Genomic DNA, 21,656 nt, shown 5'->3' on the forward strand with positions numbered 1-21,656 from the left:
TGCTACAGCTTTTAATCATAATGAAAAACGGCTAGCCAGCCGTTTCCTTATTTCCCCACCCCCTAAAACAAACAAAAAAGAGGCCTCAGCCTCTTTTTTTTCTATCTATGTTCTATTTAAAAAGCGTGTGCTCATAAGCAAGTTTTTTGTGGGATGCTTAGGTTGCTTTCGACCAGATCCTCAAGCGTGTATTGATTCATTTTTTCTATAAAGGCGGATAAGGCTTCATCTACGTACATCGTTAAAAAACAAGGATGGTTAAATTGAGCGTTTACTTTATTTTTCACGAGTGATGTTAATTCTAGATTCTCGAGCTTTCGAATGAGGTCTCCGAGTTGGACTTTTTGTGGGTTGACGTCGAGATGATAGCCACCATTTCTCCCTCGGACGGAATTAATGTAACCTAATTCGTTCAGTTTCCAGAAGATTTTTTTTAAATGATTCATCGGGAGGCCATAGAAGTTCGCAACTTCTTCGACAGTGACCAGGCTTTCTTTGGATTGGGCATTAATATACATAAGTGTTCTCAATGCATACTCTGTGTAATTCGTGATTTTCACTCTTATCCCCCCATTGTTATGTGATGCAAATAGGTTAAGCAATACAATTAAAGGGTGAAGCTATTCGTGGTGCGATAGATAAATGTGAAAAAAAGCTAATGGCATCTCGTTTCGTGAATTAAACTGGGTACGCATAGATGACAAACCGCTCAGGGGCTTGATTGATATAATGAAATGGATAGCAGGTCGTCACAACTAATACTTCCTCACCCATGTCTCTAATGACGGTTCGATCTTCAGCATCTACAATTTCAGTTTCTTTGATTTCATAATGAAAGGAGCCGTAGGGCATGTGGACTAAAAAGGTATCACCAAGCTCCAATGAGCCAAAATCACGGAAAACGGTGTCGCGATGACCCGAGAGAACAATTTGCTCTCCCCCTCCTGGCAAGGATGTCTGTCTGACATGCCCCACACCTTTATCTAAGTCCTCAGGTTGTGTTCCATCAACAATGGGAAGGCTGCGATCTAAGGCCTCAATATCTAATATGGCAAAGGCTTGTTGTTCAGGGATGTCAAAGGATTCGTAGGCTTCATAGGAGTGATCAGTCTGCGTGTCCGGTGCGGAAAGAGTCACGGGCTCTTCATTTTGCGCCTCCATCGGCTCCGTCTCTCCTACTAGTTGCTGGTCCCCTTCAACTAATAGCCACGCTTCATCTAAAGCGTTCTGCTGCATCGCCCCCTGCTTAAACTGAGTGTAGCCAAACCACACTAACAAACAGATGCCCACAACAATCAAGATATTCCCTACCCGCTTCATGAATGTTTACCCACTAAAAACGTATAGTAAGCGCAATATCCCGACAAGTAGTGCTCAGTGTCATCTATACGCGAGCGGAACGAATGATGACGAATGAAAAAGCTATTAAGGATACGCTCTGGATTTTTAAAATACATCGCCATCTCAGGATAAAAGTAGCCATTCCTTTGATACTCTGCTCGTTTGTGAACAGTCTGTTCTAACCTGCTTTGAATATCGTCACGTAGTAAATTACCATAACCCGTGTTCTTCATTCTTTCTGTCATGTTCCAACCGGCCAGGGTCAGCTCTAGAAACGTAGGGTACGTGGTTTGGCGCTGGTAAATAAACGGAAGCTTGTCACTTACGTTTTTAAGTCCAAATAGGAAGTAGTCGTGTTTTGGACGATACTTTGTCAGCTCATTGGTACAATAGCTAAGCCAGTGATCGTGGTGTCTCCAATGTTTTTTTGCAATAAAATATGAAAATGCTCGTTCAACCGTTTCAATCCATTTCTGTTGTTTATCTAACGCGTACAGACGCATTAAAGCAAAAGCGGCCTCGCCATCGTAATAAATGATACGGAAGGCTTCCTTCACTTCTAAGGAAGATGCATATAGCACGTGATCAAAACGCCCTGTGTCATGTTGCATATGCAAAATACCATCAGCCAGCTTTTGTGCAAATGGAAGGTAGCTTGAATCGTCAAAGACCTCTTGATATTTAGTTAGAGCCAGAATCGCCGCGGCATTGGCCCCAAGCTTAATCTCTTCATTAGCTGTCGATTGGCCATCGATCATATAAGCGAGCTCGGTTCCATTCACTTCATACACCCGACTACCTTCATTCTTTAAAAAGGCTATGCCTCGTTTAATCGATTGTTTTAGCTGCTCATTTGGAAAGAGCTCATAAGCTTCTGACATAGAGTACAAGGTGCTCGCGTGACGAAGGATATTATAAAATTGGATCTCTTTATCGAAGCATGAGAAGTATCCATAGGTAAACCTTCCATCTTGTTGAACTTGGTTAGCTAAAAAAGTGGAGCTGCTGACAATGAGGTCTTTTACATGTTTGTCATCAAGTTGAACATCTCTCCTTCCATTATCAAGGTCTGTAGACTTAAGTGAATAGAGTCTACCCTTTTCAAAAAAGAACGAGCGTGTGGTAAAGAGGCGAATGTGTCGAGCCTCATGTAAAAAAGATGTGGAGGTAATAGTGGGTCTATGTTGCTTAATGTAATGCTGCAAGTTCCTTTCTTGAATAAAACCACGTTTCGACTTCTCATCGAGCTGAATCACGGCATTGCCATTTAACTCTTGCTCTAAAAACGCACATTGATAGTGCTTATCGAAAGAAATTCCTTTGCGAAAGTAATTCTTCTTTGTTTCAGAAATCATATGGATAAATTGGTCGATGCTGAGAATTTCCTCATTTTCTACAACATCTATTTTAAACCACTCATATGCTCTTTTGTATTGGCTAATTTTTTGAAGGGCTTCTTTCTTAACCGTTTTCCAAGCCTTCTTCATACTTGAGTGATTGACTTGAAAAACATCCGCTCGCTTATGACGGCAGCCCATTGAAAGAAATAACACCACATGAGTGGACATTTGTAGGGGTTGGAAGGATGGTTCCTTCTGTAAGGCATCGTAAAAATGATTTAATTCTTGTTCTATTTTTGACTCTGAACGCACCAATTGAGTGAATCCCATTCTCTTACTCCCTTCTTATGATTATTATTTTAAAAGGAAGGAGGGGAGAGAAGACCCCCTCCTCGTCTAAATTATGATTTTCTTCTACCGAACAATTTTGCTACAAATCCGCTGAGCAATGCCATAAGACCAGCTGCTCCATACGCCCATACATGGGTAGCCGTGTTAGGAAGCTTATCTCCTTTATGATCATCGCGATCCCCATTATAATCCCCATCGGAATCACCATCGCTATCAGCGTCAGCATCCGCATCCGCATCGGCATCCGCATCAGCATCCGCATCAGCGTCAGCATCCGCATCAGCGTCACTATCATCTACCGGTAACACTTGAACAAAAGAGGACTCACTAGTTTCTCCATCCTCAGTCACCTGATAAAATTCAATAATGGTACCAGCCGCTAGCGTATCTTCAAGTTCAATCGTGAAGACGCCATTATTATCAACAACAATTTCACCCAACGTTCTAATGTCCTCTACTAACGCAGAGCCAATGACTTCACCGTTAACCAGCGCATATACGGTCGATCCAACTAAACCTGCACCCGTTAATATCAGATCATCTTCATAGACAATGATGCCAACAGGAGCATCCGGTACAATTGTATCCCCTGGTTGGTCTCCATCAGCATCTGAATCAGCGTCGGCATCGGCGTCAGCATCAGCATCGGCATCAGCGTCAGCGTCGGCATCAGCATCCGCGTCGGCATCAGCATCCGCGTCGGCATCAGCATCAGCATCAGCGTCGGCATCAGCATCCGCATCCGCATCCGCGTCAGCATCCGCATCGGCATCAGCATCGGCGTCGGCATCAGCATCAGCGTCAGCATCCGCATCAGCGTCAGCATCAGCGTCAGCATCCGCATCCGCGTCGGCATCCGCATCAGCGTCACTTTCATCTACTGGCAGCACTTGAGCGAAAGAGGACTCACTTGTTTCACCTTCCTCAGTCACTTGGTAAAACTCAATGATCGTTCCAGCAGGAAGTGGTTCATCCAAATCAATGGTGAATACACCATTATTGTCGATAATGATCTCTTGGAATAGTCGAATACTCTCAACCTCACTAGAGCCAATAACCTCACCATCCACAGCTGCAAAAACAGTGGATCCAACTAAACCTTCACCTGCTAAAGTCGTCTCATCCTCATAAATAATCGTACTCTCAGGAGCATCTGGAAGAATTACCTCTCCAGGTTCATCCCCATCTCCGTCTGAATCAGCATCCGCATCCGCGTCGGCGTCGGCATCAGCATCGGCGTCAGCATCCGCATCAGCGTCGGCATCCGCATCCGCGTCAGCATCAGCGTCAGCATCCGCATCGGCGTCAGCGTCAGCGTCAGCGTCCGCATCTGCGTCAGCATCGGCGTCAGCATCCGCATCCGCGTCAGCATCCGCATCCGCGTCGGCATCCGCATCCGCATCTGCGTCAGCATCTGCATCCGCATCCGCATCTGCGTCGGCATCCGCATCAGCGTCGGCATCCGCATCTGCGTCAGCATCCGCATCGGCGTCAGCATCCGCGTCGGCATCCGCATCAGCGTCGGCATCCGCATCCGCGTCAGCATCGGCGTCGGCATCCGCATCGGCATCCGCATCAGCGTCGGCATCCGCATCAGCGTCGGCATCCGCATCCGCATCTGCGTCAGCATCTGCATCCGCATCGGCGTCAGCATCCGCATCCGCATCTGCGTCGGCATCCGCATCCGCGTCGGCATCCGCATCAGCGTCAGCATCCGCATCGGCGTCAGCATCCGCGTCGGCATCCGCATCCGCGTCGGCATCCGCATCCGCGTCAGCATCGGCGTCGGCGTCGGCATCCGCATCGGCATCCGCATCCGCGTCGGCATCCGCATCAGCGTCGGCATCCGCATCGGCGTCAGCATCTCCGTCACTTTCATCATCAAAAATCAGTGTTTCTTGTGAGCCACCTTCACGAATGGAGCTAAGTATATCTGGATTAATGAGCGGTTCATTTATAGCTGCCGCACTAACCGTGGCGCTTGGAACAAGTGGGTCGCTAATTTCAGCTTGTAAATTAAACTCTGAATTTCCAAGCAGATTGCCATCAAGTGCTTCAGTTAATACATTACTGCTGCCATCCGCAATTTCATTTAACAAATCGTATAAAGGATTAGCTGCTGTTTGAAGCGCTTGGATCGCTGTACGTATACCAGGAATGAAGCCGTTATATTCTAATTCGTTAATGGCATCTCTTAACGGATCAAATAAGCCTGTAAATGCGTCTCTCACATATTCCCCAAGACCTTCAGTAAAATCAACAGTAATCGTTGTACCGTCCTCAGAAACAATACCATCTACTGTTACTTCATAGGAGCCAAGGTCCTGAGCATTTCGTACAGTATCAAAAGCTGTATTTAATGGATCTAAGTCAATTTCATTATTAATACCAGGAACATTACTTAAAGCATTAATGGCATCACCAACAACATTTACAATTGGTGACACACCAGGGACATCACCAGGGGTAATGGCAGTAAGCTGAGCTGAAACTGTGACGGTAGGCTGACCAATAACAGACCCCTGTAATTCTTCAGGTAATGTAAAAACCACTACCTTATCATCAAGAAGACCAAGTTCTGCTATCCCACTTCCTTGTAGCGATAGGTCAATGTCGTAGTTTCCTGCTTCATTTTTTTCTTGCGTTTGTCCATTATTTGAAACCAAGCTAGCATTTTGCAGAATCGTAATATTGGCAATGTTTTGCACACTAACTTCCGATGCTAATGCCACGTTAGGATTGGTTAAAGGATTCATACCACTGATTGCTGGAAGCCCCAGTTGTGCCGAGGTGAAAACAAGTGTGGATGCTGTTACAATGGCTGCTGTTCGTTTCGTTGCTAGACGACGTCTTGCATTCATCTTCTTCTTGTAATCAAACTTTCTGTTTTTCAATTGAATTCCTCCCTTTATCTCCTGTGTTAGTTGGTTCAAGGCTCCTCCCCTGACTCTACTTCCCCTTTCTTTTTTATTGATTTCTAGGTGTTAGGTCATGAGGTTTGTCCAAAAACAGCATATCAAGTCGAATAATTGCAAAAAATATGTATATTAGATGCACCTTTTTGACAGAAACTATTTTTCTCTCGACTCACATTACTGCATTTGTTTAGATAAATTCATTGTAAGTATGAATGGAAAAGGCTTTATGTAAGATCATCTCTTATTAAAATCATACTAATTCAATCAATTTTGAACCGTTTATCAGAAACGTTGGGAAAATTAAGATAACTATACTGAGGAAAGAATTAGGTCGAAGGAAATAGATTTTTTTATTTTTGTAAAATCTAACTAAATGACTGACAAACCCTAATCATTGCTTGAGTTGCTCATCCAAAGTAGTGCGCTCGTAGTGGTTCATCACGCAAAGAATATCTCCAATGTTTCGATATATTCTATAGAGTGCTCTCACAAAACAGGTAAATAATACCTGTTACACCCCCGCTATATTTAACTATATAAACAAAGCCAAAAGGGGATATGCTTTATCTTTTTTTATCGATTACTTTTCCATAATGGGAAATGCTACTATTTCAAAACTATCATTTACCTAGAAAATCCAAATCATATTATTCACCATGCTATTAAAGGGGGATTTATGTATAAGGATGATGAACAACTAATAGTGTCAGCTAGACGAATTCGGGCAGACCAGGTCGTAGAACCAGTTAAACAAATCTAATAATCAAGGGGGCGTGAGGGCACTCGCCGATTTAATACATACACTTAATTAATTCAGAAATGCGCCAAAACCTTAATAATGAAACGGCTAGCCAGCAGTTTTTCATTTATAAGCTCCGCCAAATAATGCACTAAAGCTACTCTCCTCTCCACACACTCATTTTCCAATGACTACGCACAACAAAAAGAACGCACATAGACTATGTCCGCCCGCTTTTTATCGTTATCAATCTGCCTGTCCATTCATTATAAAGAACACTCTATCAAAAATGTGAGCGTCTACCTAATAATTCTACTGCAGCCATGTCTAATTCCTTATGTATATCATATTTCTGTTTGGACTGCTTGTTCAGATAATGTTCAAATGAATGAATATGATTCATAGCTTGAGCTGAGGTAAGAATCTCATTACCTTGCCCATGTGTATATAGAAGATGTAATGCCTTTTCGGCCTCATCAATAAATTTCCCCTCTTGTTCAGAGAGGGTTTTGATTGCATAATGTATGGCTTCGTTGCCTGTATCCATTTGATCTCGCACGGCGGTCATTGTTGATTGCAGTCTCTCACGAAAGTCCTCACTATCAAATTGGAATGTATAGCTACCTACCCATGGATTAAAAAAGTCCAACATGGCTTTACTCCTTACGATGAAATTTGTCGACTTAGCTCTTCATCTACTTCAAATAGTTCATGCAAATTGGATTCAAAGCTATTGTATAGCTTCTCTAGCTGATGAAACTCAGCTTGATAGACTTCAATCATATCTAATAATGGTTCATGTACGCTGTCGTCTATATTTTCGAAATCTCTTCGGAAGGTGATTCCGGTTGGTTTGTAAAGGTCTGACTCTCTATACGTTTTGCCTTCAGACGCTAAAAAAGCGCGCCAGCTCGCTTCCTTATCACTCATCTCCACTCTAAAACGATTCTTATGAGATGATGCTAGATCAGAAATTTCTTCCTCTGTATATCCTTTTAATCGTTTTAACGCTTGTCCTTTTTCCTCTAAAGCCCTTTTTAAGGTGTCACGAACCTGAAGTAATTTATCTACATTAACAAAAATTCGTTTTCCGGTGCCTGGTTCCGTGTATTGAACCAAAACGGGTCTATCTACTCGACTGTAAGCCTCAATAAACGCATTCATGCTGTGAAGGTCCATTTGATCCATGGATGAGATAACCTCGTAGCCTTTGACTGCGAATAATGGATTTGATAGAAACGCCATGCTGCCTCCTGTTATGCCCGTTGCACCAAGGGCTACCTTCTGATTCATTGGCATGATCGTCGCATAATGATAAGCAGACGTTAAAAAAGCATTAGCCTCCGCAACCGTATACGTCTCCCCGGCCCTCCCCAATGAATGTGTTAAATGGTTCAGCGTTTGATCATACATAAAATCATACATCATGAGCTGAGGGTGAAGATTATGAAAAATCCCCAATGGTTTTGGAGCTTCATAGAGGTTCGGAAATTCCGCCGCGTGCGGATCTCCATAGTAATTAATTTTGCGACCAAGATACGCTGTGTTGGGAATGGTTTGCGCGTAAAGAGGCTCACCTTTCATCCGTTCATGAGTAATGACTTTGGATTCTTCGGAGTAGAAGGTTTGGGCAAGTGAAAGGAGCTCTTCTTCTGATGCATGTAACACCCCGTCCTTAGACATCCTATTCGCATATCTTCCAAACTCAGGATCCAAACGAACCAATTGATCAAAATGAACGGGTGCATCGTTAATTCCTCTGACATCATTAAATTCTTTTTCAATCAGTGCTGTACTTACGATTAAGTGACCACCTAATGAATGCCCATCTCCATAAATAGTTAACTCATTGTCAGTCACTTCTTGTATTTCTTTTTTTACTTCACGATAAAATGTAAGTGCGTCGTCCACTTGCTCGGTGGAACTACCTCCAACAACACCGAATGCATCATATACTACATCCTCTAAATTATCTGTAGAAAATTCAGTTCCTCTATAAATAAAGTATACATCATTCATGGAAGCATCTTCATTATGAATGTGAACGGCCGCTCCATCAAAACCTGAATGTTCTCCAATGCTTTGTTTAATTTGTGTACCATCTGATTTGTATATTTGTATATCCTCTTTAGATATTCCTTTCACTCCATGATGTTCTAATATTTCATATACTGATTCTTGATCAAAGACAATTCCACTTTCCGCGTTTTCATATTGTAACGCTGTAAGTTCGTTTCTTATATCTGTATCTAATTGACTTTGACCCATATTATCACCCCTTCTATTTAAAATTCACATGCTCAATCAATGATTCAAAGAATTCTATTTCCTCATTTGCATTCACATCACAGGGTTGCTTTTCATCGCACAAAATGTCATATTGAATCATCACAAATTCACTGCCATCTTTTTTACTTGCGATACCAAAAAACGTATTAGGCGCTAGCTCGTTTGGATTTTTAACTTCTATATTATGACCACCTGCTGTTATATGAGAATAACCGTATTGTATTATTTGTTCTTCAAGATTATATTCCTTAAATTCATCCTGGTATGAAGAGCTAGCTAATAACCGAATGAACTCTTCTTGAACATCTTCTAAGTTTTGATCATCTCTTCCTCGATAATCGACTTGCAAGGTACGGTTGAATGCTTCTGAAATTTCTTTTCCAGAACCTACATTAAACACTTCAAAAACGTTACTGCTTTCATACGCAAATCTGTCATTTGCTATATAATAATTCTCCGGAAACCACATTGTATACTGACCATTGCGCGCTTCGAATAAATAAAAACCTTCGCCGACCTCTACTTCCTCATCCAGAAATTCGCGGGTAAACGAATCATCTAACGCTGTCACTCCAGTCTGCGTAAATCCTCTGACCACAAACACACCTCCTACAATCAGCAATAATGTTATGACGGAGATTAGTACCTTTTTTTTCATTGTCTCCCACCAATCCGTACATTGATCTTTTTATATAAACAATTAGTCTTTTTATGGTTATTCATTCCAATTATATAGAAGAAAATCTAGCTAAGCCATGCAATAAGAGAAGATGACTAAAAACTAGACTTTGGTGTTAGTTCGTTAGGTGCACAGAATTGTAAATGCAACATTTCAATATGATCTGAACTTATCCTCCCTTCAAAAATGGCAAAATAAAAAAACCAACACATAACGTATTGGTTCTTTCATCTATCTATTTAGCGTTCTTGTCTATCTGGAAATACTCGTTTGGTCATTTCTGCAAATTCGTCATATAACCCTGTGAATGGCTCACCTTGTTGCAACCGATCACTGTAGTTTTGCATGTGGCCGAGAAAATCAGGATTTGATGAAACGTACACTGCAGAGATAGACGGATCTTCTTCTTTTACTTTATCTGATACTTTTTCTTTTAAGTCTTTAGGAATCTCTTCTTGATTGTTGTTATCATTATCTAACATCACGGCTACATAAGCATCATTTCCTACAACCACTACATGTGAGGTTCTGACTCCATCGATCTCATCGACTTTTTGTTTAACTTCGTCGTGAACATACCCCTCGTCATGATTGTCAGCTCGATTCATATTCCTATTTTCGTCCTGTCCCATTGGCTGTTGATCATAGTTTTGAGCTGTATTTTCACCATTATTATCGTTATTCATGCCACATCCAACCAACATAATTGAAACAAGACATAACATACTTATACTTTTAAGGTAGTTCATTTTATTCACTCCTCCAATATAGGTTTAACGTTAGAATGACCTTAATTTGGAAAAGTATTCATGAATCATGAAAAAAAGCCCTGACTAAGTCAGAGCTTTATCAAACCACTTATTTTGGATCTGCTTCAACGACGTCCCCATTTTGAAAGACATCATAATGTCCGACAGTACCAGTTCCACCACCATCAATCAATTCTTGGCTTTGGGCTCTTAAATTATAAAAGGCATTCCCCTCCGAGTCCCAATGTTTTTCGCCATTACTACTAAATACAAGATCATCATTATCTAATGCTTTTTCGGCAATTGTTACCGCATCTTCTGCTGTAAATGACTGAGCTACATATTCATCAAGTAGAACCGTCCAAGTTTGTACGCCAACGATTCCATCCTGAGTTAATCCTTTTTCTGCTTGTAAACTTTTCACTTGCTCGTGTGTGTGTGGACCAAACACTCCATCAACGTCTGTGTCATGACCAAAGTGCACTAACATCACTTGGATAAATTCCGCCTCAAAGCTTTGACTGCCCTGTTGAACTAAGGGTTGCTCCTCAGCTGGCCATTCTAATATAGCCTCATAACCCTCAGGAATTTCAGATTCTGCGATTTGTACATATTCATCTTGTGAGGCTGCATCTGCGCTTTGGAAAGGTAGTGGAGCAGCGACCAGTGCAAGAGCAGGTACAACGGCTAACCATTTCTTCTTCATGCAAATTCTCCTCCTTTGATGTGTATAATATATCGATACCACCTCCGTATTCAGATAAACACTTTTTATTTATTTTTATCAGAACACTTCTATCGACCCTTAGACAAGAGGGCATATACTACTACCAATGAGGAAGGAATTGGATGTCAACAGATCCTTCTTTAGAGCTCTTCTACATATTCTCATGCTCCACCTATGATATTCCGCGCATTCAGCTCCTCACTAAAAAATCCACCAACCCGTAAGGTTGATGGATAATATTAAGAATAAAAATGCCAAATAGTTAACAAGGCAATCAACATAGCTGACATACCAATAGATACGCTATAGCCCACTTTATGAGCACGTGTTAGCCTAGCTCTACGCCACTGCCACGCTAGTAAGATCATTGAAACAATCGCTATTCCCGAAAAAATGGAGTTAAGCATGACCTGAAACGCAATCTCTGCATATGCGCGCTCATATTTTGTAAGCAGTCTTGCTGCAAGGATGACAACATTTATAACTGTTGCTGTGCCGCTCATAATCAGGATGCTAGGCCAAATGGACATTCGTTTCATTTTTCTTTTTCTATTTTTAATACTCTTAACCAGTAATATGATAGGGCAGATTAAGAAAAACAGCACACAGATGATAGCCAAAACTACATGAATCATTAAAAATGGTGGAGTCTTCCCCGCTGGATATGGTAAATAGTCTGATATGGCGGTTGAGATCTGTGCTACCTTTCCATCCTCGACTTGAAAGGTGAGGTTTTTCATTGAATGGAAAAAGCTGTCCCCTTCCATCATCTCATAAACATAGGGACTTGTTTGTCTATAATTTGCTGTTAAACCAGCATAACTAATTTGAATTTCATTCTCTTGAATGGTGGTTACATGATAGGGCATGAGATAAAAATATAAACTAATAAAACTATGGTGAGGTCTTCTGGCAGGTAGAAAGGATCCTTCTACCTCCCCTGTACTGGGTAGGTTATCAGCTAGATTAAGCTGGTCTTTTTCTCCTACAAGAAGAGCCGTTAAGCCATAGTTAATATCAAGTTCGCCAGCTTGGTTGGTCAGGATGATAACGGCAAAGTCTTCCTCTGGCACGAGATGCAGATTACTTGAAAAGGAGGTGGTGTTCCCGCCATGGGTTAACCCACGAGAGGCACCTGGATACTCCCACATGCCGTGGGCAATGCCACTTGCCTGGTCATTCGCTGTATAGCTTTGGGAGAGGAAGGCTTCTAATGTTTCTTCCTTCTCAAATAACGGCGAAATCTCTCCGTCAGCTGGTAATAAGGCTTGGGCAAATGCTGCTAAGTTTTCGGCTGTGCCATTAATTGACCCACTTGGATACAACGACATATAAAGCCAATCCGCTTCAATAAATTCAGCAGGTTCACTGGCAATATAGCCCTTTGCCTTATTGGTTAAGAGCTCTTCGTTTCCTTCAAAGGTTGGATGTATAACGGTTTGTGTCATACCTAACGGTTGGAATATATTCTCTTCAACATACTCATAAAAAGGCTCACTCGTTATACATTCTATAATATATGCAGCAAGTGAGGTGGAATAATTGGAATAGGCCACCACCTCGCCAGGTGGATACACTTGATGGGGTTCCGCGAGCTGAAGTCCTTCCTCAAGTGATGTAACTCGATCAGATGAACCAAATCCGACATCAAATATGTACTCCTCAAATCCTGCGGTATGGTGCATTAAATGAAGCATGGTTAAGGGTTTATCATAGCTAAGCTTCGTTAGGAAGTCTTCCGGTAGATAAGTCGTGATGTCCTCTTCAAGATCAAGCTTCCCTTCTTCGACCAACTGCATCGCAGCTACGTACACAAACAGCTTACTGATAGACCCCCATTCCATAATCGTTTGTTCTGGCTGCATAGGAAGCTGATCCTCAATTGCAGAAAATCCATAGCCTTTCGAGAAGACGATGTCATGATTTTTTAACACAAGGACACTAGCACCAGCCGTTGTATTTCCAATAAAGGGCGCTACATAATCATCAATGCTTGTTTCCAATTCAGATAGGGGAATGCCTGATGGGGTCTGGTCATCTGAAGCAAACAATGGATGTGGAAAAAAAGAAAAAATGATCATTAAGAAAGAGGCTAATAAAAATATTCGTATATTGTTCATAGACATGACCTCATATTCCTTATAAATAAAAACCTTTTTGTTATTAGTATAGTAGATATCGGCCATGAAAGACCAAACTTTAGTCAAACATTTACAAAATCTTTCCCGACACTATATAAAAATAACTCTGAATGTGGTTTATATTTTTGTAAACAAGGGAATATGATATAAAAGTTTTAGAAGGTGGTGCTAGTGTGAAGCTAAAAGCTTGGTTTAAATGTAAGTTTAAAAAGAAACATAAATATAGCTACTACACCAACGAATGTATTATCTGTGGAAAGTCTCGAATTGAGTAGATACAATAAAACAGCGCTCCTTATGGAGGGCTATTTTTTTTAATATCCCAACCTATAACATATTGAGCCTAGTGACAAGTTAAGAGATAATAAGACCTAGCCGATAAAAAAGAAAAAAGGGTATAAGGGGTTAGCAATGGTAGAGATTCAATCATGGAAAGATTTAAAGCAAGTCATTGATGAAAAAGATGGTTTATTTATTGTACTAGGGCGAGTAGGTAAGCAATTAAATCAACTTGACCTGATTCAATTACAGATAGAAATCGCAAAAAACGAACTTACTCCTGATACGGTATCACACTTATCCTTAGCTAAGATGTCCTCACTCACTACATCTTCGGCCTACCTGATCGTAGCTAAGCTAGGGGCTGCTCGACTAGTCGAATTACTTACATATTATGCAATTGATACCCGAATGGATGGTATATATATTTCAAAAAAACATGAGGCAGTGATGAGTCTTTAACGGACTTTAACTCGCTCATTTTTTGGGGTGTATTTCGCTTTTAATTCCGTATAGAGAGTAAGCAATATCTTATACTCTTGCTTACTAATAGGTACAAAATGACAGACTTTGTGGCGGATAGGAATCGATTTGAGGAAATTTTGCTTTAATGAGGGTGAAAAAGAATACGAGTGATTATGTATTAAATGGCTTACCGTTAATTGATAGGAGTTGCAATGCTCTCTAGGATGGTGAACTTTAATTAAACGATTCATTTTATCTAACAAGCAGTACCCATCTATGGAATACATATACGTTCGTCTCGCTCTAGATGAATGACTCATTCCTCGACACCTCGCTTCATTATGTATGGTCCCTTCTTACACTCGTGGAGGAAGAGGGGACCACAGAACCTTACACCATTTCTCGTTCTGCTCTCACCGCCGGCCTTCCCACCGAATAATAATCGAGTCCTGCTCGTTTCATTTCCTCTAGGTTATAACAATTACGCCCATCAAACAGCACGGGTTTCTTTAACAGCTTTACATAGTGATTCGCCTTAATTACCTTAAATTCCTCCCACTCCGTTACTAAAAAAGCGGCATCTGCTCCATCTAAAGCAGCTTCGGCACTTTCAGCAAAATTAACGGCCTCTGGAAACTCCACTTTTGCCTGTGCCATTGCAATCGGATCGTAGGCCACAACCTGCGCACCCGCTAAGACAAGCTCCTCCGCTATAACCGTTGAGGCAGCCTCGCGCATGTCGTCGGTATTAGGTTTAAACGCCGTACCAAGCAGGGCAATCCTCTTACCACGCAAGGAACCAAAGTGCTGCTTCGCCTTTTCCACGAGTAATCGCTGTTGCTTATAGTTCACTTCAATGACTGCTTTAAGTAGCGTGAATTCATGTTCAACGTTCCCTGCGATTTGAACGAGGGCATTGGTGTCCTTTGGAAAACAAGAGCCACCATAACCTATGCCCGCTTGCAGGAACTTCTCGCCAATCCGTTTATCCAGACCCATGCCGTGCGCTACATCCTCCACATTGGCTTCCAGCTTCTCACACAGAGTAGCAATCTCATTTACAAAGCTAATCTTTGTCGCAAGAAACGCATTCGACGCATATTTAATCATCTCCGCACTACGCACATCCGTTTTAAAAATCGGAATGCCAAATGGCTCATTCATCTCCTCAAGTAAGGTAGCTGCCATCTCCGTATCTGCACCAATGACAATTCGATCCCCATCAAATGTATCCTGGATAGCAGAACCCTCACGCAAAAATTCTGGGTTAGACACCACATCAAATGGAACTTCCGTCTCCCCCTCTAGATAACGCTTGATATGATGATTTGTGCCAACTGGGACTGTGCTTTTGGTCACAATCACCACGTACTTCGTTATATAATCAGCTATGTTACGCACGACCGACTCTATAAAACGCAGATCCGCCGTCCCATCTTCATTCTGCGGGGTCCCTACCGCAATATAAATCGCGTCCGCACCCGCAAAAGCAATGCGATGAGAGGTCGTAAAGCTAAGCCGCCCTGCTTCATAATTCTTCTTCATTAATTCGGAAAGCTCCGGCTCATAGATCGGAGAGACCCCGTCCTTCAACAAAGCCACCTTCTCTTCATCAACATCCACACATGTGACGGTATGCCCTATTTCCGAGAGAGCGACACCTGTGACGAGTCCAACGTAGCCTGTGCCTACAACGGCGATGTTTTTACTTAACATAGATCGTCCCTTCCTCCATCCTAAAAGAGAAATTTTTTTAGCTTAAAGCGAACTTTCTATTATTTTTTTTGTTTCAAAGGCTGCTTCTCTCCAACTGAATTTCTTTGACTGAGCGATACCTCTAATACTTAGTTCTTCTCTTAAACAGCTGTCTTCTGTAAGTCGTAGAATTTTATCCGCAATATCAGAAGCATCCATTGGATTACAATATAAAGCTGCCTCTTCACATACTTCAGGTAGAGAAGCTGCATCTGACACAATAACCGGGCACCCCATAGACATCGCTTCGAGTGGTGGCAACCCAAAACCCTCATAGAGAGATGGGTAGATGAAGCCAGTTGCCTTTTTGTATAATTGTTTCAATTCAGCATCACTAACATAACCAATGTGTTTTACATTCTCGGGGAATTTTAATTCTGATGACCCAAATACTTTTGGGTTCGTCCCTCCTGCAATGACTACATTAAAAGATGTTGAATCTAAATATGCTAATGCTTGAACGATCCCTTTAAAGTTTTTTGTAGGGTTCATACTGCTAACGGCTAGAATAAATGGCATGCTTTCAATATCATATTTCTTTAATGAATCTGGCTGTTCTTCAATTGCTTCCAAATGTTCTTTTCCTTCATATATAACTCTTATTTTATCCTGTGTTACAATGTTAAATTCTTGTATTCTTTTCTCTGAAAACTTAGACACTGTTATTACTTTTTTAAAGCGCTTTTTAAACACCTTGTAATTCACCTGATACCACAGTTTGAATAATGTTGATAGGTTATTAAATTCTTCAAAAACTGCACAATCATGAATAGTGATAATCTGGTTTCTCTTAAATAGAGGAGATAGATTACAAAAATTAATAAGAAGGCAACCCTTTGAGTAAAAAGGTAATTCAAGTTGTTCCCAAAATTGCCCCTTCAAATTGCCTACTGTTTTTTGAGTAATCTTATTTAGCCCTATATTAACTGCATTCTTAGGAGTAAGAATGATATACTCGTGCTCAACATTTTGTTCTGATAATATTTGATCTAACTCTTTTACCAATTCAATAGCATACCTTTGGACCCCGGTAATTGATTGAGTTAGAAACCTTCCATTAATGTATATGATCATCTATACCCTCCTTTGACAAAGTAGTTTTATAGTATTCAGCTAGATATCTCCAGCTATAGGCATTTACGGCTTTATGATAGTTATCATCTGCAATTGACTTGTAAAGATCACTATCTTTGATTAATCTATTGGCAATGAATGCTAATTCTTCCTCTTCACCTTCTTTAAATATACAGTTATCATTCGATATCACATCAGGTATAGCCCCTGAGCTAGACCCTATAACCACTTTTCGACAACACATAGCTTCTACTAATACTCTTCCAAATTGTTCTTCCCAATTAGATTGGGTCCTGGATGGTAAAACCAAAATATTAATTAAATTCATCAAATCAGGCACTGTACTTGAGCTAATTTTGTCATTGACATAAAAATGCTCTTCCATCTCTAACTCTGCAATTAGGTCCTTTATTTCTGATAACTCATCTCCACTACCTATCATGACAAACTTACAGTCGACTTTATATTTATTTACTAGTATTTTAGCTGCTTGCACAAAATCGTATATCCCTTTCTCTTCAATCATCCTTCCTACATATGCTAAAACCATGCTCTCATTTATAAAAGCTGAGAGCTCTGTATCTTTTAATTTATTTGATTTATAATCAATTTCTTTGAACAATTCAGTATCTACTCCGTTTGGAAGCAAATATATGGGTGAAATACACCCCCTTGCCTCTAAAGATTCTTTTACTTTTTGATTCCTTGCAAAAAATAACGAGGAATTCTTATAAACCTTTTTTTCAATTAGATTAAATGGAATTGGTTTCTTTTTGTCGTTAATGACGGCTGAATCAATGATAATATGAGGATTTTTTAATAATCGAGTGGAAAAAATAACTTGATAAGCTGAGAGGCACCATGGTTCTTCATGTATATGTATAATATTAGGTTTGAAATCTTTCACATATTGATTCAACTTCTTCATATTAAATAAATAAGTAGAAGCATGAATATTTAAATAGGTTTTTATTGTTTTTATCTCGCAATTGTCACTAATTTTTGCATATGATCCTTTAATAACCTTTCCACCCTCCTTCCACTCTTCGGGTATAATAAGTAGGACTTGATGAAAGTTTCTGCTTAATTCTTCGACTCTTTTTGTATATGAGGAGATCCCTCCTGCATGCCAAACTAATAATAAATTCATAGTCTTTGAGACTCCTTCCTATACTGATCATTCATTTGTTTAGATACAATGAGCAATGAGACAACGACCCATAGGAATGCATATCTATACGTTGGATAGGCAACAACGATAACAAGTAACGAAGCAAGTGCGGAAATCATGTAAGGCGAAAACACACGTTTAGTATCTGTTAGAAATACATGTATCAGGTTTCTAATTAAAATAAAAATGAAGCCTAAGATCAGTATTAATCCTAAAACACCATATGAACTTAATAAGTCTACATAGACATTATTAGCTATGGCCTCATTGACATTTGGTATTCCCCAAGTAGGCATATATTCGTTAAAAAGTAGGCCGAAATTACCTGGCCCAATACCTAAAATAGGATAATCTAAAAACATGTTAAAGCCGGCAACAGCAGTAGCACTCCGGTCAACACTTGAAGCTGACTCACTATTCAGTGGTTTTGAGACAACATCATTAATAATCTCAATTTGTAGAACTAGGAATAAAAAAATAGCTAAAGGAACAAGTATAATGATCGTTTGCTCCTTAAATCTAAATAAGCTTAAGATAAACAATACTAAAATAAGACTTAACATTCCTACAGTTGAAAATGTCATAACAAGACAGAAAATTTGCACTAGAAGTAAACAAATGATAAATGGCTGTCTAAAGATTTTTAAAGATCTTGAATGAAGTGTTAGAATTAAAGAGATCACGATAAATCCTGCAAAATATCCTGGTTCCCCAAAGGTTCCTGATAATCGATTAAACCCTTCAAAATACAAAATCTCATTTGCATGTCCTGGCAGAAGATAACCAAAGCCTAAATCCAGCTGTTTAATAATAAATTCATAAACTCCATATATGCATGAAAGAAAACTACCAATAACAGTATATTTAATTGTTGTTTTGTACTTGTCCACTGAATTCATAAACTTAAACATGATGTATAGGACAAATAACGGTATGAACGATCTTACATTTGTACTCAAAGCAATGGTATATAGATTCTCACCTAAAGCCCATGCAGGCAATGAAGGAGAATGCATGAGGTTACTTGCCATATAGAAGCTACTAATAAAGCCTAATCCAATAAAAAATAATTTTAATAAAAGAATTTTATTTGCATCATTATTTTCAAGTGATATCTTTTTAAATTGTAATGCATGCAAAAAAACGACTAAGAACATAAAACCTACTAACAGATCTGCGATTGTGAAGCTAATTCCACCAATGTTAGCTGAGAGCACCTTTGTAAAAGGAAGAAACATTAAAAATGAATATAAAAGGTACCTTGATTGAATGATTAAGAATATCAGTATCGGTATTGCAAGTAATAGAAAAGAGTGCATTTCTAACGTAATGGTGCATAGACCTACGATAAATCCACCTAAGACTATGATCATCCGCTCTGAGTTCATGCCATTTATCGTTCGATGTATCATTAGCATCAGCCCCACCATTCATCATCAGATTCAGGCTCAAACTTATTTTTATTTTTCTCAATAATAGTTATTATTTGCAGTTCGAATCCTATCGTCTTGATTAGACAATGGTTGTTCTTGCGTCTACCGATAAAACCTATCTTTAGATACATTTACTTAGTTATAGATTTTTATTGCATGCAAGCAATTGTTTTTACACTAGAACCCTTAATAGTCACCCCTTTTTTTTATTTGACTATTTTCATTTAATGCCAACGTTCTTTTTAAAGTACGTTCATTATAACGAACATGATGAGAGAATGATAGTATTTGTTGATATTTTAGCCCCTTGTTTACAAATAAGATAAGTTGTAAAAGCTGGATCATTGGGATACAGCTTTTATTCCTTATATTTAACATGAGACTATCTAGATCTAATATTATTTATTAAATTCATTGTAGTTTTTTTATTGAAAACAATTGATATTAAAACATACAAGATTATGCCAGTAACGATAGACAAAATGAATGAAATGACCATGCTCCACTCATGAGTTAGTGCCTTCACAGTTATAACCCCTACTATCATTAATAGCGAACAAAGCAGATTGCTTGTTAAGCTTCTTATAAACATTGAAACCTTACATTCAATTAATTTGAATGCAAAATGCATTCTTATTGATTCAATAATTAAAGAGTGAACTAATACTGCAAAACATAATATAACCAGACCATATTTAGCACTTACAATTAATAACAAGCACATTAATAAAGCTGATATAATGTTAATACTTAATTCTATTCTCGGTTTACCCAATCCTAAGAAAATGGGGCTAAAAGTATTTCCTATAGCTGTAATCATCCCTGTAATGAGTAGTATACTTAATGGAGCACTTGCGTTAATCCAATTCCCCCCATAAAACAGATACATAAATTCATAAGATAGCGTTGCAAGTCCAAGACAAAGTGGAAACGCAACAAATGAAATATTCTTAGTAACATGTAAAAACATTTCTTTAACATGACTTCTATTTTCTCTGTTTGTTGAAAATTCAGGAAATAAAACACGTGAAACTGCACCTGCTATGTAATTTCTTGCAATAACAGACCATTGAAAAGCGATGGTGTATAACCCTAAATCAAAACTACCTAATAAGCGCCCAATGATAAAATAATCTAAATTATTAACTACATATAAGAATATTTTTGAATTTAACACACTAATACTGTAGGGGAATAAAATCTTAAATTCTGAAACATAAAATTTCCCTATTAGTCCTCTTGGATTATTCATAACAAATAATATTGTTACTATAATTGGTCTTACTAAAAATCTTGATGATATTGCAAGCAGTTCTTGACCATTTATAGCTAGAAGAACAGATACAATCCCTGTAATAATCTCAGCAATAATCTCAATCTTAGTAATAGTCTTAAATTGTTTATTCCGAGTTAATAACGTTTTATTAACTATTCCAAAAGATGAGATAAAGATTCCAATTGAAACATATCTTATCAATAGCTCTACTTCTTTTTGACCATAAAATTCAGCTATTGAGTTTGCAATTATATTCAAAATAACGCAAAGAATGATTGAGAAACTGATATTAGTAACAAAAGAAGTCGTTTTAAGTTTGCTACTAATTTTTTCAACATAAATTAGATAAGAACTTATTCCAGCTTCTTGCAACACTACAACTAAGCCCATAAAAACCATTGCCATACCTAGTAAACCAAATATTTCAGGGTACATTATCCTGGCTAAAACAATGCTAAATAATAATCCAATAAATTGAATTCCTATAATATTTATCATTGACCAACCAATATTTCTGTATAAAGACATTTTTCACCCTCTGTCTTTCAATTAGTTTAGACTTAGACTTATGTTGAATAATCTGCCCAAGTCTCTCAATTTGCGACAACTATCATTCTTCCCTTCTGTTCATTATAAAGAACAGAAGGGAAGAATGATAGGCTTTGTTAAGAATTTAGACATTTTTTTATCATGACACTGACAATAGAATGAAGACAGTAGACTAACTCTCAAAACGAGAACGTTGCTTAGCAAACTACAAATTTGAAAAACCCTAACTCTATGAGTCGGGCTTATAATGGTCTTTTTTATTTAGAATCAGCTTCTACGGAATTCTCATATATTAATGAGTGCAATCGTAACTAACAAAGATAATCATGGAAAAATAGTTCTTTCGATGACCCATCTCTTCTTGGATACATTATTCTAAA

At 39.1% G+C, this 21,656-nt stretch carries 16 protein-coding genes; 1 reads left to right on the forward strand and 15 read right to left on the reverse strand.

The genetic code is table 11. The annotated features are described in order from the left end of the window. Positions 1-131: 131 nt before the first annotated feature. The 10 genes from FN960_RS02925 to FN960_RS02975 all read right to left on the reverse strand — a co-directional run bounded on the left by FN960_RS02925 (position 132) and on the right by FN960_RS02975 (position 13,253). The gene (locus tag FN960_RS02925; RefSeq protein ID WP_143846867.1) at positions 132-560 is read right to left on the reverse strand and encodes an RrF2 family transcriptional regulator; all 429 of its coding nucleotides are present in this window, start codon (positions 558-560) and stop codon (positions 132-134) included. A gap of 118 nt (positions 561-678) precedes the next feature. Then, entirely contained in the window at positions 679-1,320 is a 642-nt protein-coding gene (gene srtD / locus FN960_RS02930; RefSeq protein WP_143846868.1) for a class D sortase, LPxTATN-specific, read from the reverse strand. After that, positions 1,317-3,011, reverse strand: a complete 1,695-nt coding sequence (locus FN960_RS02935; RefSeq protein ID WP_143846869.1) for a hypothetical protein — start codon at positions 3,009-3,011, stop codon at positions 1,317-1,319. Before FN960_RS02935 ends, srtD begins: the two co-directional genes overlap by 4 nt. A 71-nt stretch (positions 3,012-3,082) precedes the next feature. Further along, positions 3,083-5,926 (reverse strand): adhesive domain-containing protein, encoded by a 2,844-nt coding sequence (locus FN960_RS22690; RefSeq protein ID WP_185970879.1) that lies wholly within the window; start codon positions 5,924-5,926, stop codon positions 3,083-3,085. Between the two features lie 1,046 nt (positions 5,927-6,972). Then, complete coding sequence (locus FN960_RS02950; protein ID WP_143846870.1) at positions 6,973-7,341, reverse strand: hypothetical protein; 369 nt, start codon at positions 7,339-7,341, stop codon at positions 6,973-6,975. 11 nt (positions 7,342-7,352) lie between these two features. Next, positions 7,353-8,957, reverse strand: a complete 1,605-nt coding sequence (locus FN960_RS02955; protein ID WP_143846871.1) for a DUF6792 domain-containing protein — start codon at positions 8,955-8,957, stop codon at positions 7,353-7,355. Positions 8,958-8,970: 13 nt separating this feature from the next. Then, entirely contained in the window at positions 8,971-9,636 is a 666-nt protein-coding gene (locus FN960_RS02960) for a YvcA-related protein (protein ID WP_143846872.1), read from the reverse strand. A gap of 260 nt (positions 9,637-9,896) precedes the next feature. Beyond that, positions 9,897-10,406, reverse strand: coding sequence for a YhcN/YlaJ family sporulation lipoprotein (locus FN960_RS02965; RefSeq protein WP_143846873.1), 510 nt, complete (start codon positions 10,404-10,406; stop codon positions 9,897-9,899). Positions 10,407-10,515: 109 nt separating this feature from the next. Beyond that, entirely contained in the window at positions 10,516-11,112 is a 597-nt protein-coding gene (locus FN960_RS02970; protein WP_143846874.1) for a peptidoglycan-binding domain-containing protein, read from the reverse strand. Between the two features lie 260 nt (positions 11,113-11,372). Continuing rightward, entirely contained in the window at positions 11,373-13,253 is a 1,881-nt protein-coding gene (locus tag FN960_RS02975; protein ID WP_185970880.1) for a serine hydrolase domain-containing protein, read from the reverse strand. A gap of 432 nt (positions 13,254-13,685) precedes the next feature. Here FN960_RS02975 and FN960_RS02980 point away from each other — a divergent pair, with 432 nt between their 5' ends. After that, positions 13,686-14,015, forward strand: a complete 330-nt coding sequence (locus FN960_RS02980; RefSeq protein WP_143846876.1) for a hypothetical protein — start codon at positions 13,686-13,688, stop codon at positions 14,013-14,015. 393 nt (positions 14,016-14,408) lie between these two features. Here FN960_RS02980 and FN960_RS02985 read toward each other — a convergent pair whose 3' ends face one another. The 5 genes from FN960_RS02985 to FN960_RS03005 form a co-directional block, all read right to left on the reverse strand. Continuing rightward, a complete protein-coding gene (locus FN960_RS02985) occupies positions 14,409-15,734 on the reverse strand; it encodes a UDP-glucose dehydrogenase family protein (RefSeq protein ID WP_143846877.1) in 1,326 nt (441 codons plus the stop codon). Between the two features lie 42 nt (positions 15,735-15,776). After that, positions 15,777-16,847, reverse strand: a complete 1,071-nt coding sequence (locus FN960_RS02990) for a glycosyltransferase family 4 protein (RefSeq protein ID WP_143846878.1) — start codon at positions 16,845-16,847, stop codon at positions 15,777-15,779. Beyond that, positions 16,831-17,997, reverse strand: coding sequence for a glycosyltransferase family 4 protein (locus FN960_RS02995; RefSeq protein ID WP_143846879.1), 1,167 nt, complete (start codon positions 17,995-17,997; stop codon positions 16,831-16,833). The genes FN960_RS02990 and FN960_RS02995 overlap by 17 nt, the downstream gene beginning before the upstream one ends. Then, a complete protein-coding gene (locus tag FN960_RS03000) occupies positions 17,994-19,430 on the reverse strand; it encodes an O-antigen ligase family protein (RefSeq protein ID WP_185970881.1) in 1,437 nt (478 codons plus the stop codon). Before FN960_RS03000 ends, FN960_RS02995 begins: the two co-directional genes overlap by 4 nt. Before the next feature lie 403 nt (positions 19,431-19,833). Further along, positions 19,834-21,255 (reverse strand): lipopolysaccharide biosynthesis protein, encoded by a 1,422-nt coding sequence (locus tag FN960_RS03005; protein WP_143846881.1) that lies wholly within the window; start codon positions 21,253-21,255, stop codon positions 19,834-19,836. Positions 21,256-21,656 lie beyond the last annotated feature (401 nt).

Origin of the sequence: Alkalicoccobacillus porphyridii, assembly GCF_007293315.1 — a bacterium.
GTDB lineage: Bacteria > Bacillota > Bacilli > Bacillales > Bacillaceae_D > Alkalicoccobacillus > Alkalicoccobacillus porphyridii.